Raw genomic sequence first — 14,526 nt, forward strand, 5'->3', positions numbered from 1 at the left:
TTTCCGCTAATATGAGAGAACTGACAAACATCAACAATCTTTCGTCTATTGTTTTGTGGGAGTCGGGCTACTCATAAAACTCTCAACAAAAATTAACTACCATGCCTTCTGCTTCTTCTGGTCGTTATCAAAGCAGACTATTTAACTTCTTCCACCAACAATCTCGGCGCTGGGGCGAACAGTTCGAGCGCACTGTACGGCAAATACAAGTCACTACCAGTTGGTCTATAGAAGGTCTTCTCCATTCAGTATATATGCTCATCCAAAAAGCTGTCGAGTCATCCAACAGACAGCTCAATACGGCTGAGGAAAAACGTAGTTTGCGCTTACAAGGTCATGCAACTGATTCACAACAGCCGTCGCCTCAATCTGCTGACGATGCTGTTGCGCGAGTTTTAAAAGTCGTACCCACCCTGCAATTTAAAGATAAAGAGACACGGGAACAGGGAGACAGGGACAAGCGTTTCTTCCCATCTCGCTATTTTCCTATTTTCCACTATCCCCATCCCTTTGTTCTTCATTCCCCGACTCCCCAATCCCCAAGCCCCAGTTCCCAACTCCAAATTGCCAACTCCCAATACATTCAGGGAGTCGCTTCAAATTTGGCAAACCGCAATTTAGTGCTGGTTGCTGCCAATAATGAAATTTTAGACGTTTTGACATTTCAGCAGCAGAAAAAATTGCAAAATCGGATTTATGAGGAGTTGAGAACTTATGAATCACAGCAGGTAAATCTTATAGAAACAACATTAGATGAGGCACAATTATTACCAGAAATAGATCGCTTGTTAAATAAGCTAATTTCTGGTAAACAAGACAATGAACCTGTCTTACTTCCAGAAGCGATCGCCGAAGACACAACTACACCGAAGTCCTTGCCAATTTCACTTCAAGGGCTCGCAATCCTAGACGAAACTATTGCCAAATTAGAAGCTACTACTTTAGTTCCAATATCTCGTACTAGTTCGGAATTGCTGCAAATCGTTCAAACTCAGTTAAATATATTTCTTTATGGTAAAAATCAATCAATTACCAACAAAGAAAAAGTATTATCAACGGAAGTTGGAGAAAATCAAACAGCAAATGTATTATCCTTAATTTGGGAAGCTATTCATTACTTTTTTGGGGAACAACGTAACAAAAGTTTCGAGCAAACCGATCCATCAATCAGTAGCGATCGGTCATTACCCGAAGAGCGTAAACTTCACAGGCAATTTCAATTCTCAGGACAGTCGCCTTCATCTAAAGCTTTACCTGAAACCTCTCAATTCCAAGATGGTGAAACAGTAGATCCTTGGCTGACAATGGATGACTTGTTTAATCATTCACCACAAATTTATGAAGTCAATCGCGAACCACAAATAAGTGAATCTTCCTCAAACACAAATTTCACTCTTCCTGAAACTTTCTCCGAAAGGGAAAATATCTGGCATTACTTTCAAAGCAAAACCTCAAAGCTAAAGAAAATGTTAGGTTCGGTAAACCGCCAAATATCAGATCTTGGCTTACCACAATCAGCTAAAAAACGCAGGAATCACAACAGTCGTCAAAAATTGAGAATCGGGACAAATAGTTCTTCGTCCTTTCAAAAGTTAATGGTTGGGAATTTTGACTCCCAAATCACAGACTTTGACAGTCAAAAGACGACAGGGGAAGCCACCAAATCCTATCGCGAAACTGAGGCTATTGAGGCAAAGCCAGATTGGATAGAAACGAGTGCCAGAACAATCGGTTATGTAAAACACCCTCTAGAATTCATACTCGAATGGTTAGACCGTGCCATACTTTGGTTGGAACGGATTCTTGTCAACATTTTTCTGTTTTTTAAAGGGCTTTTACACGGGAAGTAAGAAGATGCTAATTGCTAATTGCTAATTGCTAATTGCTAATTGCTTTTTGACCATTAGCTATTAGCCCTATCTCCTTATGGAGAGGCTTCGCGTGCCGAAGGCATCGCTTAACGGAAGAATAAGCATTACAGCCTAACAGGTGCCAAGATAATGGTTCTAGGCGCGGCAATATTATCGGTATAACGACAAAAAACGCGGAGTTTTTCCGTGTATTACACGGAAAGAAAAAAATTAAGAAAGTATCAATCACAAGAGAATAATGTAGCTTTGCTAGTTGGTTAAGTACTATCGCTAGCAGCTTGGTTTATACTTATGTAACTAGATTTTGACAGTAAATAGTATTGTCCTATTGATACAAAATACAAGCTACTTTTCTTGAGTGCAAATTACGGCTAGCAACGTGCGTTATATGGTTTGGAGCAACCGAGTAGATTATCCACCGGAATTTTTGATTTTAGTGAAGGCTAGCTGTACAACTAATAGCTGCGATCGCTCTGACAAGTACCCGAAGTTGGCTCCTATTCTCAAGCAAATTGGCACCTTTGAGTTCTACAATTACTATGGCAAGTCTGGGGAGGACGGAGGCTACCCCACCGACTTTTTCACAGTACCGGAACTGTCTAATAACATGAGACACTTAAAAATCTACGGAGAACTCAAAAACGCTATGTAATATAAAATTGACGTTTAATTAAAGTTAGACTATGAGAAAACAGTTTTTATTTGTCTTGTTGCTGGCGATAACAGCTTGCTCGAAACCTCAAGTAGAAAGCACAACCTCTGCTTTACCAACCATCACACCCGCAACATCAGCTACGAGCCAACCTGAAACAACAACAACTCAATCACCTGCAACTCCTACACCAACAACAACTGAACCACCTGTAACCCCTACACCAACACCAAAAGAAGAAGACACAACAGAAAGTGTTAATAAGTCAGCAACACTAACATCGATTGAACCAGGTTCTCGCATTAATGTACGCAATAGAGCTTCAAAAAGCGCTAAAGTCCGTCACAAGGGTAGATCGGGTGATTCAGTGACAATTTTGAGTGAAAAAACCGGAGATGATGGTAACACTTGGTATCGAGTTCAGGTTGACAAGAATGGTACTAAAGGCTGGGTACGCAGCGATTTTGTGACAACCAGTACTGATAACACAGCACCTTTACCAACTTCGTCGCCATCCTCAACGGGTACAGAAGAGAACAACTGACACTATTGCTGTCTAACACCACCAACAACTGGCTTAACTTCATTGGGATCGGAGAAAGGATCGGTTCCACCACTCCAGTTGAAATCACTGATTCGGAAACTGATACCGCCTAATTGCTGTACGGGGTTATAACGCAAGGTAATTCCGTAGGTACGGCGGCTGTATTCCACTACGTAGTCTGTACTGGCGCGTTCTCCAGTGTCTAAATTGATTGAGGTTTCAAATCCAAAACGAAATGGTCCGTAAATCTGTTGAGTAATCCCCGCTCTCAGTACTTTGTTATCAACGGAACGGTCAAACAAAAAGGGAGATAAACCACTGTTTAGACCTTGGGAATAGCTAATTACAAAGCCGGTGTAGTCAAAGAAAGGTCGAGAAAAATGACCGAATTGACCCTGTAAACCAACGGTTGCAAACAAGGTACTTTGATTATCTCCACTACTGTAATGACTGGTGGTTCCAGTTAATCCACCAAACGCTTGTACGTAAGGAACAACTGGATTCGCTGTATACCGCAATCCTTGAGTGGGTGTAGCAGGTAATGGTTTCCCTTGCCACAGTGTCACGCCGCCGTTAAGGGCTGCACTGGCTTGCAGGCGAGTCAGGGAGACACGATTGTTTCTACGATCTGCTTCTAGCAAGTCTTGGCGATCTGTATTTGCTTCAATTAATTGAGCACCCCCTTGATAGCTGAGGTTAAGACCGCTTTTTCCTAAAGGAATGATGGGAGAGGTAATAATACCTCCAAAACTGCTTTGCACGGTTTGAAAGCCGAGAGTCCCGTTGTAGAGTCGATCGCGATAGCTATATTCCAGTGTGAGAGTGTGGGGTTTTTGCTCGTCTAACAGCAATTGGCGCAGTCGCACGCTCGCTCTGAGGTTATCTTCTAGATCGTTAAGGTCGAAGCTGGTTAACAATCCAGAACCTTCTAAAGATGTCCGTGGGCTCACGATAGCTCTCACTGTTGATTTTATACCAAACAGCGATGCGGGATTCTCCGTGCCACCCTGTACTGCTTTTTGGGGGTAAAACTGAGGCGTCAGACTGAAGGTGACTCCTTCTGTATCTATAGGTTTAAAACTCCGTTCAATATACACCCCTCCCCGTTGGTCGCCATCATAACCAATTGAGAACAATCCTGGCGTGACATCACGTTCTCTACGGTCAATCACCTGCTCGTTCTTGGGAATTGGTACGGAGAATCCTCGGTCAAATACCAAACGCTGTCTTTGTGTTTTGATGCGATCGCGTAAAGGTGCTTCCCTTGTCAAGGTAACCGTATCTGCCCTAATTTCCAATTCAGGAGGTGAAAAAGGGTCATTGGTCAGACGAACATCTCGCGCTTGCCAACCTCGGGCGTAAAAATCAATTCTTCCTGCTTCAAAACGGACTCGTCTGACTTGTCCCCCCTGTTTTGGTACGGGTATGTTGCTTGCACCTCCCCCACCTCCCAAGTTGATATTCAGCCCACCGGAGCTACCTGCTTGCAATGGTTGATTTTGTCTGATGCGATCGCTCAGAGGACGTGCTGGGACTCCCCCTGTCGTCACATCCGTAGGTAAAAAACTTAAATCCTGACCCGCACTGGGGATAAAAACCTCACCACTGCCGTTCAGTAATTCCCCATCATCTTGAATAAAATTGTATGTAAACTTCTGTCCGCGCAGAACTTGGTCTCCCCGTGTGAGAGCAACATTGCCGTCGCCAACAGCAATCAAGTTATCCATGTTAACTTGCACGCGATCGGCATCCACAACAGCGCCATCAAATCTAACAACCACGTTACCCTCAGCCGTAATCACCCGCCGTTGCTCGTCATACTGTTGTCTGTCAGAAATGACTTCAACAATGCGTTCTCCTGGTGTCGGGGTGCTAGGAGCAGAAGTTGTACCGGATGGTTGGTTTTGTTGTGGTGTTGTGGTGTTATTTTGCTTTTCAAGAACCGATTGAGTTTGGTTTGGAGCGGGTTGAGTGTCTTCTTCACCACGGACTTTAAATTCTATTTGTACTGGTGGGCGATTTGGAGATTGTTCGGGGTTTGTAGGGCTTTGATTTTGTGGCTGGGTTGATTCTTCTACCGATGCTGTTTGCTGTTGGGATAAATTCTTAAGTTTCAGTGATTTTGGTAGTACTTTCGCTTGCGTAGCGGGGTTCTCACCGAGATTGGGGTGTAAAGATTGAACTTGCTGTAGGGGAAAACCAATAGAAAGATTTTCACCTAAAAAAGCCGCACTTTTTGAAACGGTAACAGGCGAAAATTCAGGTGGAAAAGTTTCTGGCTGACTGGGTGCAGGCAGTGTTTGAGCAACTTGTAACTGGTTTTCAGTTGAAGTGTTCCGAGTTGTTTGAAAATTGAGTTTTTCCCGTCTTCCCTCAGACTTTTCCTGATTTTCCAATGTCTTTTCCGACATGGCATTCAAGCCAATCTCGCTGACCATTGGAGTGGTGGAATTAGCTGATTGTACGGGTTCGACGATGGGAAGAGGTTCGGGCGGCAACACTGGATGAAGCATATCAATCGTAAAAACTAGCTAACAAACAGCCAATAAATAGCCGGAAGGACAATACACTTTTTGCCTTCCGACTTTTGCCTTTTACACAAATTTAGGCAAGCCGCCCGGAGGGGGACACAAGCTTGGGTGGATTTCCCACTTGACACAAGCGCCCGCAGGCTATAATGTATAAGCCTTCCGGCAATCAATCGCGGACGATTTGTCGTGACTTTACTCGAAATCCCGACGACCGGGGTTACGAGCAGGGTCATTTGACAAAAAGCCAAAGATGAAGAGACCAACAAAGAAGGCAACAACTATATATACAACGATTTTTAAAGTCAGCATTTTAGATATCTCCTGTGGGCTTGAGTGGCTTTCAGTATCTGCAACGCAGAAAAGATAGCTTTACTATCTTACCCAAATCTGGTTCATTTTTCGGAGATTGAGGATTGGAGATTGGACATTGGGGATAAAAAATAGGTTTGCGCTCGTGTCGATCGCGGTTATCCCATGTTTCCGGGAGTTGACCGTTGACAAATGAGTTCGACTTGTAAATGCTCCTTAATTCTAAGTTGTAACTTGATTGATGTCTCTAGTGAATGGACGTTTAGTTAAAGTGGATGTTTCCGAAACCAAAATTAGGAATTGGGACTTAGCGGTTGGAGATGTCCCCCATCCCAGTTGTGGTTTCCTTTACAACACTATATTCTCAAATGGTAATATCGGGATTGGTTGTGGTTTCATGAGGAATAGCAAATAGTGGTAGTGGAAACTTTTCCATCAGCCCTAGCACAGATGGCTGATTATTTTAAAGTTCTTTCAGAAGTGAGTCGCCTTCAGATTTTATGCTGTCTCAAATCGGGTCCTAAAAATGTGACTGAAATTATTGAGCTAACTCAGCTCGGTCAAGCTAATGCTTCCAAACACCTCAAAATACTTTCAAGTGCAGGGGTCGTAATGCGATCGCCACAAGGAGCTAATGTCTTTTACGAAATTGCCGATCCCGTGATTTTTCAACTCTGTGAACTCGTGTATCAAAGCTTGTCTGTCCGACTTGAGGAAAAAGAAAAACAGTTGGAGTTACTTAAAACTTTGCGGGGCTAGTTGAAACTTCTTTATCTGCCTATCTCAGCCAATTTTTTTGCCAAAATTATTCCTTATTTCTACTTTATGTATTAATATAACTTAACGTACTTATGTGTAATTTTTTGCCACATCACTTAAGTTTTTTTATTTAAATGGAGTCAACTTCAAGAAAGTTTACGCCTGAGCTTCTGATGGAAGTTCAAGCGAGCTTGCAATTGGCAATACCTCTGTTATTGTGCAAATATTGGAGGCATCCATTCCATTGCTAGATGGGATGGTGATGGGCTTACTGAACGGTCAAACTTTAGTTGCAGGTGCCTTGAGTGCAGTAACATTTTCCACCTTAGCTTCTGTTTGTCGTTCTGCGCTTTCAGCAGTAGGTGCGAGTGTTGCAAACGCTTTTGGGGCTGTCAAGATAGATCGAATCTGTCGTGCGGCCAGTCAGGGTGTTTGGTTAGCTGCAACCCTTTCCTTACCTATGATGTTTGTCATTTGGCATTATGACTCTATTCTCCTGCTTACTGGTCAAGAAGAAACCATCGTATCCTTAGCTAATAGTTTTAATACTTTTGTTTAAGTTAAGTAGGGGAGGAAATTTATAAGATTAATAAGACAACCCCTACTAGAGGAGAGATCTGATGCGCGTGCTGCTATCGACGATCGGGTCGAGGGGCGATGTCCAGCCGCTAGTGGCGCTGGCGTTGGAATTGAGGGCCCTCGGTCAGGAGGTCCGCCTGTGCGTGCCACCCGACTTCCGCGACTGGATCGAAAGCCTGGGAATGCCTGTCACGCCTATCGGACCCGAGTTGCGCTCGACCGGGAAAGCCAGCCCGTCAGCAGCCCCACCCTCGCCCGAGCGCCGGCGTCAGCTGGCCCAAGCCACGGTCGCCACCCAATTCGAGACGATCGCGGCGGCAGCCCAAGGCTGCGACGCGATCGTGGGAGCAACAGCTCTACAGATCGCCGCTCGCTCGGTGGCAGAGAGAATGGGAATCTATTACGTCTTCGCCGCCTACTGCCCGATAGTCCTGCCATCGCCACACCATGCGCCACCCCCATTGGGTCTGGGCGGCGATATGCCGACACCCGCATCGGTAGATTATCCGGAGATATGGGCGCGGGATGCAGAACGCTTCAACGCCACCTTCGGCGTCGCGCTCAACTCCTATCGGGCATCACTCGGTCTGGCCCCAGTCACTGATGTCCGCAGCCACATCTTCACCGACCGACCCTGGCTGGCCGCCGACCCGACGTTGGGGCCCTGGCCCGATCCCGTAGACCAGACTGTGTTCCAGACCGGAGCCTGGATCTTGCCGGATGAGCGTCCGCTCTCCCCCGAGCTGGAGACGTTCCTCGACGCCGGCGAACCACCTGTCTACTTCGGCTTCGGCAGCATCCGCGCGTCGGAAGACCTTAGCCTGGTGACGATCGAATCGGCCCGTGCGATCGGACGCCGTGCGATCGTGTCTCGCGGGTGGGCCGACCTGTCACTCGTGGACGACGAACCCGACTGCCTAGCGATCGGCGAGGTCAACCAGCAGACGCTGTTCAAACGCGTCGCGGCCGTCGTCCACCATGGCGGCGCAGGCACCACGACCGCCGCCGCGCAAGCAGGCACGCCCCAAGTCGTCATCCCCCAGCTGTACGACCAGCACTACTGGGCCCGACGAATCCACCACCTCGGCATCGGAACCGCGCACGCTCCCGGCACACCGACCACCGACTCCCTGATGAGCGCTCTCAGGCACGCACTCCAACCCGACGTGGCTGCCCGTGCCCAATCCATCGCCACCGCAGTACGCAGCGATGGCGCACAGGCCGCCGCTCGGCGCTTGATAACTGCCGCCCCCCAAAACTCATTTTGAAGCGGGTTCCGCACTCATGCTGCTTATGGTTTTAATCGAACTTAATTACGAACTAAGATGTGGTAATTACTGTAATAGACGTAAAGAAATATTTGTATTTGATATGAGTTATAAAAAATTTATAGTAAAAAGTAATACTTTATTAGCTAATGGTTAGTAAGTAAGCTAACAATTATTTAACTTTACACAAGCTTAATAAAGCCAATTTTTGCAAGCAGGCGAGGACGCACACTCCGGTGTATAAGTTAAAGATTTTTATCATTTTTCTTATCATTCTAAAAAAAGAATTATTTTATCGTCTAAGTAAACAGGAGGCGGAGCCTCCTGTAAAGCATTCCCAGGCTCCGCCTGGGAACGAGGTGATATGAGGTTTTAATGTGGTGGAGTACTGGTGTTAACTCACAGTAGAAAGTTCTCGCTTGAAGAAAGCCTGTAAAACTCGGTCAGCAATTTGCGGACTCGTTAAACCCAATGCGGCTTTCGATTCGTTTGGTTCGGCATGCTCTACCAACAAATCGGGGATACCAATGCGTTTAACTGGAACGACTATATCGGCATCTAAAAGTGCTTCTGCAATTGCCGAGCCGAAGCCCCCTGTAATACAGCCCTCTTCCAAGGTCACAACTCGCCCAATTTTCTGAGCGAGTGGGAAAATTAATTCCGTATCTAAAGGCTTGGCAAACCTTGCATTAACCACAGTTGCTTCAATACCGTGTTCGCTAAGAATTTCGGCAGTTTGCAGGGCTGGTTGTACCATTGTGCCATAGCCAAGGAGCAACACATCATCTCCTGTACGGAGAATTTCTCCTTTACCAATTTCTAAAGGTTCCCAACCTTCTTCCATCAAAGGAACACCGTAACCGCTACCACGAGGGAAACGCATAGCGATGGGTCCGGATGTGTGATTGATACCAGTGACTACCATCCTTTGCAATTCTGCCTCGTCTTTGGGTGCCATAAGTACCATGTTGGGAATGCAACGCAGATAAGAAATATCATACATTCCCTGGTGAGTTGGACCGTCAGCACCAACAATTCCCGCCCTATCCATACAAAAGAACACTGGCAGGTTTTGGATGCAGACATCGTGAATAATTTGGTCGTAGGCACGTTGTAAGAAGGTAGAGTAAATAGCAACGACCGGACGCATACCTTCAGATGCCAGTCCCGCAGCTAAGGTAACAGCATGCTGTTCGGCAATGCCTACATCTATATATTGGTTGGGTAGCTTTGCTTGCAATTTATCTAACCCCGTTCCTGTTGCCATAGCAGCAGTAATACCAATAATTTTGGGGTTTTGTTCGGCAAGTTTAACCAAAGTGTGGGCAAAAACTTTGTTGTAACCCGGTGGTTTGGGCTTATTGGAGGGAATAGCTTTCCCTGTAGTTAAGTTAAAGGGAACTTGGGCATGATAGCCAACTTTGTCTTGTTCGGCAATTTCATAACCTTTACCCTTAACGGTTGCAACGTGTACCAAAACGGGTCCGGGAATTTGATGCGCCTGTTGGAAAGTTGCAATCAATTCCTCTAAATTGTGTCCGTCTACAGGTCCGATGTAAGTAAAACCGAGTTCTTCAAAGACAGCTCCTACCTTGGGAACAGCCAAGCGCTTCATCCCTTCTTTGATGCGTCCTAATTCGGGGGACAGGGATTCCCCAACAAAAGGAATGTGCTTGAATTGTTCCTCAAAATTATCTTTAAGGAACTGTACTGGTGGACTCAGACGGATTTTGTTTAAGTAGCGAGGAATAGCACCCACGTTGGGAGAGATGGACATTTCGTTGTCATTAAGGACAACTAGCAGGTTGGTCTTGGGCAAATGTCCGGCGTGGTTGATAGCTTCTAATGCCATACCACCAGTCAGCGCACCGTCACCAATGATAGCGGCTACTTTAAACTTTTCTCCTTTGAGATCCCTTGCTAAAGCCATACCCAATCCAGCCGAGATACTGGTGGAGGCGTGTCCCGCACCAAAGTGGTCAAATTGACTTTCGCATCGCTTGAGATAACCGGCAATTCCGTCTTTTTGCCGCAAAGTATGGAAGTTAGGGTAACGTCCTGTAATGAGTTTGTGAGGATAAGCTTGGTGTCCTACATCCCAGATAACCTTATCGCGGTCTAAATCCAGCGTTTGGTAAAGCCCTAGGGTCAATTCTACAACTCCCAAACCAGGTCCGAGGTGTCCTCCAGTTGCTGCTACAGTTTGAAGATGTTTATCTCGAATCTGACGGGCAATTTGTTGTAACTGGCGAATCGACAAACCATGCAGTTGGTTGGGATGAGTAATTTCACTCAAGTGCATAACTATAGGGTTTTCCTCTCTACTTTTTGTATTTCTGATTTTCCCACGTGGGGTTATCAGCTTATTGAGTCATTGTCAAACAGTTACAAAAAGGAACTAAAGCAGCAAAAGACAACGAGAGAACATTTATATTCTCCCTTGTCGCTCTTGTCCCCCTTGTCTTGACTTTAACTTAAGATTCTCGATCGCTCCCTCCGGTAACTTCCGGAGTTTGCGGCTGTGGTTGCTGTCTGTGTAAATACTGGCTCAAGACATAAGCCATGTCCCCACGAGTCATAGGCTGCAATGGGGAGAGATTACCTTGTCGATCTGTATTGACAAATCCCTCACTAGCAGCTGTAGCAAGTGCTTTCCTTGCCCAAGCTGGAATAGAAGCAGCATCCGGATATGAGGCAAGAATCTCATTGACTGTTTCATCAGGGAATTGAAAAACGCCGTAAGCTTGTGCGAAAATTGCTAAAGCCTCCGCTTTTGTAACTCTTTGATTCGGGAAGAATAAATTTCCCCGATAACCCTTCATAATATCAGTTTTTAAAACTATTTGAACATCATTAAACGCGGGATTGGAAGGGGATACATCAGCCACTTTGAAATTTTCTTTGGTAGCAGCCTGTCGTTTATCGAGTCGAAATGCTTTGACCATAATCGATGCCAATTCTGCTCGACTCACAAACCGTTCTGGATAAAAATTGCCATCAGGGGCGTTAGACATTAATTTAGCAGCAACGACTTGTGTTACCGGGTCGGAGGGTTGTTCGGTATTGCCTTGCTCAAGTGCGATCGCTACATTGGGAAAAGATTGCAGGAGTGCGATTAATGAGAGAGTACTTAGAAGCTGACGCATAATTTAGAACACTTTCAAGTGACTTCTGCTACACCAACCCATTCCGTGACGAATTTTGACTTAGTATTGTTGCCAACTGCTTGCTTCTTTCTCTCAAAACCGTTTTGCGTACCTTTACCTTTTTCCCTTACCCTAAACTATAGTTTATTTTTGAGGAGCTTTGGGAATGAGCGCAGCAGACCCCACCAAGTTAATGAAGCAAGAAGTCGGCAAAGCCGCCGCTGCTTTGGTAGAATCAGGTTCTATTGTTGGGTTGGGTACAGGGTCAACGACAGCATATGCAATTCAGTTTTTGGGCGATCGCCTTAAGTCTGGTGAAATCAAAGATATTGTTGGTGTCCCCACCTCATTTCAAGCAGAGGTGCTGTCCAAGCAGTATGGTATCCCGCTAACCACTCTAGATGCTATCGATCGCATTGATATTGCCATTGATGGTGCAGATGAAGTCGATCCTCAAAAAAATTTAATCAAAGGGGGCGGTGCAGCCCACACTCGCGAAAAAGTCGTTGATTATCTGGCAAACAGGTTTATTGTCGTTGTCGATGCTGGTAAACTAGTAGACCGATTGGGTTCCGTATTTGCCGTACCCGTAGAAGTCATCCCAATGGCAGTAACCCCAGTGACACGAGCAATTGAGAAATTGGGCGGTAAACCAGAACTCCGCATGGGTGTTAAAAAAGCAGGTCCCGTTATTACCGACCAAGGGAACATGGTGATAGATGTTAAATTTGACACAATCAGCGATCCCGTAAATCTAGAAAAAACGCTAAACAACATTCCCGGTGTTTTGGAGAATGGGATTTTTGTCAATTGTGTCGATTTAGTGTTAATTGGAGAAGTTAAAGACGATCAACCGATAGTTAGGCAATTGTAATAAGAAAGCGAGTAGGGAGTAGGGGTGTCTCTCGTTTCCTGGCTCCGCCTGGGAATGCGGAAAAGCGAGGCGAAACCTGGCTTTTCCAACCAACTACAGGACGAGGAATCTCCTATGAATTCATTTCCATGCAGAGCATGGGAACGAGGGATTGTAAAAAAGGTATATTCTTGACTCCCTACTCACTTTTTTAAGTTAGTTAAAATTTAATCTTGTCTATAAGTATTATCTTTAGCATCCATTAACCACATTTTTTCAAGGAAGACTCTTCGCCGACGAAGAACAACAGTACGATATCTTTTATAAGTTGTCATTCCGAGTAGTAAAACTATAGGTAAAGAAATAATAAAAAAGCCTATAAGATTGAGAGTATAGGCATCAGCAGCACCCTTAGAATTAGAATAAGTATTCACATTTGTGGTTGGCTGAGTGCTGATGTGATGTGGCATTGATACCTCCGGAGATTTTTTAGTGGAACTAACCGAGACTTCACAGAGAACGTTTCATTTTACGCAATACTCGGATAAGTTTCCGGGTACATTGCCTAATTCAAGCTCTTTTCCGTTATTCCGTCCTGGTATTACTGCTTTTACACAGATACGTCAAGATGGTATAAATACTTAAAATGAGCTAGTGTATTGTATTTTTTATCAACCCATGGTAAGTAAAAAATGAAATCCATTCTTTACACGACCATAATTTAAATGTAAATCAATCTTTGGCAAGATGTGTGGCTGAAAGGCAACACTAATGTCATAACATACAACTAAAAATCCAAAATCCAAAATCCAAAATTTAACGTCTAATAATGCTTTACAGACGATTTGGGCGCACAGAATTAAAAATGCCTGTTTTTTCCTGCGGTGGCATGAGATATCAATATAAATGGCAGGACATACCACAGTGGCAAGTCCCTCGCGATAATCAAGAAAATTTAGAAGCGACGATTCGACGAGCAGTAGAATTGGGAATTAATCATATCGAAACCGCCCGTGGTTACGGGAGTTCGGAAATGCAGTTGGGAAGAATCTTGCCCGCTTTTGAGCGCGAAAAGTTGATTGTTCAAACCAAAATCAGCCCTAACGCTAATGTTAAAGAATTTCAACGAGATTTTGAAAAATCGCTAAAAAATCTTCGCCTGGACTATGTTGACTTACTAGCAATACATGGTATTAATAATGCTGAGTTATTGAATCATACCATTCGTCCTGGTGGTTGTTTGGAGTTCGTACACAAACTTCAAGCACAAGGAAAAGTGAAGTTTATTGGCTTTTCCACACACGGTGCAACAGATATTATTATTCAAGCAATTAATACCAACCAGTTTGATTACATCAACTTGCACTGGTATTACATCAATCAAGCCAACTGGTCTGCTATTGAAGCTGCAACCCGCCTTGATATGGGAGTATTTATTATTAGCCCCTCTAATAAAGGAGGGATGTTATATGAACCCCCACAAAAACTTGTAGAACTTTGTAAGCCTCTCAGTCCAATGGTTTTTAACGATTTATTTTGTTTGAGCCATTCCCAAGTTCATACCTTAAGTGTGGGTGCTGCTAAACCACAAGATTTTGACGAACACTTAAAAACATTAGATTTGCTAGATAATTCATTGGAAATTTTGCCACCTATTTTGGCTCGATTGGAAGAAGAAGCAATCGCGGTTTTAGGAGAAGATTGGGTCAAAACTTGGCATATTAATTTACCAACTTATGAGAAAACTCCAGGGTATGTGAACATTCCAGTCATTTTGTGGTTGAGAAATTTGGCTTTGGCATACGATATGGTGGACTATGCCAAAATGCGATACAACCTGCTTGGCAATGGAAGTCATTGGTTTCCCGGCACTCAAGCAGAGAAAATACGGCAATTAGACTTGCGGGAATGTCTCAGCCGCAGCCCTCACGCAGAAAAAATTCCTCGCTTTTTAATAGAAGCACATCAGATGTTAGCAGGTGAAGCAAGACAGAGGTTGTCGCAAAGCTGATAA

The 14,526-nt window shown here is 44.6% G+C and carries 13 protein-coding genes; 8 read left to right on the plus strand and 5 right to left on the minus strand.

Annotated features, from left to right (window positions below; all coding sequences use genetic code 11):
- Positions 1-101: 101 nt before the first annotated feature.
- The 3 genes from HC643_RS25975 (at position 102) to HC643_RS25985 (ending at position 3,067) form a co-directional block, all read left to right on the plus strand.
- Entirely contained in the window at positions 102-1,850 is a 1,749-nt protein-coding gene (locus HC643_RS25975) for a hypothetical protein (RefSeq protein ID WP_038081887.1), read from the plus strand.
- 409 nt (positions 1,851-2,259) lie between these two features.
- Positions 2,260-2,523 (plus strand): hypothetical protein, encoded by a 264-nt coding sequence (locus tag HC643_RS25980; protein ID WP_050046856.1) that lies wholly within the window; start codon positions 2,260-2,262, stop codon positions 2,521-2,523.
- Positions 2,524-2,554: 31 nt separating this feature from the next.
- Entirely contained in the window at positions 2,555-3,067 is a 513-nt protein-coding gene (locus HC643_RS25985) for an SH3 domain-containing protein (RefSeq protein ID WP_050046855.1), read from the plus strand.
- Positions 3,068-3,069: 2 nt separating this feature from the next.
- Here HC643_RS25985 and HC643_RS25990 read toward each other — a convergent pair whose 3' ends face one another.
- Together HC643_RS25990 and HC643_RS25995 are read right to left on the minus strand one after the other, a co-directional pair.
- A complete protein-coding gene (locus HC643_RS25990; protein WP_050046854.1) occupies positions 3,070-5,580 on the minus strand; it encodes a DUF3769 domain-containing protein in 2,511 nt (836 codons plus the stop codon).
- Positions 5,581-5,790: 210 nt separating this feature from the next.
- Complete coding sequence (locus HC643_RS25995; RefSeq protein WP_072040841.1) at positions 5,791-5,907, minus strand: photosystem II reaction center protein I; 117 nt, start codon at positions 5,905-5,907, stop codon at positions 5,791-5,793.
- Between the two features lie 450 nt (positions 5,908-6,357).
- Here HC643_RS25995 and HC643_RS26000 point away from each other — a divergent pair, with 450 nt between their 5' ends.
- From HC643_RS26000 to HC643_RS26010, 3 genes are all read left to right on the plus strand, one after another.
- Positions 6,358-6,666, plus strand: a complete 309-nt coding sequence (locus HC643_RS26000) for an ArsR/SmtB family transcription factor (protein ID WP_038098517.1) — start codon at positions 6,358-6,360, stop codon at positions 6,664-6,666.
- Positions 6,667-6,883: 217 nt separating this feature from the next.
- Complete coding sequence (locus HC643_RS26005; RefSeq protein WP_072040840.1) at positions 6,884-7,225, plus strand: MATE family efflux transporter; 342 nt, start codon at positions 6,884-6,886, stop codon at positions 7,223-7,225.
- A gap of 61 nt (positions 7,226-7,286) precedes the next feature.
- Entirely contained in the window at positions 7,287-8,513 is a 1,227-nt protein-coding gene (locus HC643_RS26010; protein ID WP_038098513.1) for a glycosyltransferase, read from the plus strand.
- Between the two features lie 394 nt (positions 8,514-8,907).
- Here HC643_RS26010 and dxs read toward each other — a convergent pair whose 3' ends face one another.
- Positions 8,908-10,815: a 1-deoxy-D-xylulose-5-phosphate synthase gene (gene dxs, locus HC643_RS26015; protein ID WP_050046853.1), complete on the minus strand. Its 1,908-nt coding sequence runs from the start codon at positions 10,813-10,815 to the stop codon at positions 8,908-8,910.
- 172 nt (positions 10,816-10,987) lie between these two features.
- Positions 10,988-11,659, minus strand: a complete 672-nt coding sequence (locus HC643_RS26020; RefSeq protein ID WP_038083574.1) for an S-layer homology domain-containing protein — start codon at positions 11,657-11,659, stop codon at positions 10,988-10,990.
- Between the two features lie 166 nt (positions 11,660-11,825).
- Here HC643_RS26020 and rpiA point away from each other — a divergent pair, with 166 nt between their 5' ends.
- Positions 11,826-12,533 (plus strand): ribose-5-phosphate isomerase RpiA, encoded by a 708-nt coding sequence (rpiA, locus tag HC643_RS26025; protein WP_038083575.1) that lies wholly within the window; start codon positions 11,826-11,828, stop codon positions 12,531-12,533.
- Positions 12,534-12,739: 206 nt separating this feature from the next.
- Here the strand turns inward: rpiA and HC643_RS26030 are convergent, their stop codons facing one another.
- Positions 12,740-12,982, minus strand: coding sequence for a hypothetical protein (locus HC643_RS26030; RefSeq protein WP_050046852.1), 243 nt, complete (start codon positions 12,980-12,982; stop codon positions 12,740-12,742).
- A 359-nt stretch (positions 12,983-13,341) separates the two neighbouring features.
- Between HC643_RS26030 and HC643_RS26035 the strand changes: the two genes are divergently transcribed.
- Positions 13,342-14,523 carry an aldo/keto reductase gene (locus tag HC643_RS26035; protein WP_038083577.1) on the plus strand — a complete coding sequence of 394 codons (1,182 nt, stop codon included), beginning with the start codon at positions 13,342-13,344 and terminating at the stop codon, positions 14,521-14,523.
- Positions 14,524-14,526: the final 3 nt, after the last annotated feature.

Origin of the sequence: Tolypothrix bouteillei VB521301, assembly GCF_000760695.4 — a bacterium.
GTDB lineage: Bacteria > Cyanobacteriota > Cyanobacteriia > Cyanobacteriales > Nostocaceae > Scytonema > Scytonema bouteillei_A.